Origin of the sequence: Streptomyces sp. BE303, from assembly GCF_036290945.1 — a bacterium.
In the GTDB taxonomy this organism is placed as follows: Bacteria; Actinomycetota; Actinomycetes; order Streptomycetales; family Streptomycetaceae; genus Kitasatospora.
Genome location: NZ_JAQYWZ010000290.1, coordinates 1 through 315 on the forward strand (window position 1 = coordinate 1; position 315 = coordinate 315).

The following is a 315-nucleotide window of genomic DNA, read 5'->3' on the forward strand; positions in this document are numbered from 1 at the left end:
CGCCGTCCGCCCGGCCGACGGACACCGCGCCCCGGGTCGCCAACCACAGCGGCGCACCGCCCGCGACCTCGGCCGATGCCTGGACGACGGCCAGTGCGCCCGCGAGGGACACGGCCGGGAGCCCGAGGATGCCTGCGGGCTCCAGCTCACGCAGACGCGTGGCCAGGTCGGCGCTGTCGCCGAGCGGTACGACCACGGCGTCGGCGCCGAGCGCGGTCAGCGCCTCGGCGAACTCGGACGCTTCGACGCGTACGGACGCCTCGTCACCGACGATCGCCCAGCGGCCACGGGGCGCCGCCTCGGCCAGATCGGTGA

1 protein-coding gene is annotated in these 315 nt (G+C 77.1%); it reads right to left on the bottom strand.

Translation table 11 applies throughout. The annotated features are described in order from the left end of the window. Positions 1 to 315, bottom strand: a 315-nt coding sequence (locus tag PUR56_RS02585) for a hypothetical protein (RefSeq protein ID WP_329947674.1), incomplete at both ends; no start/stop codon positions are given.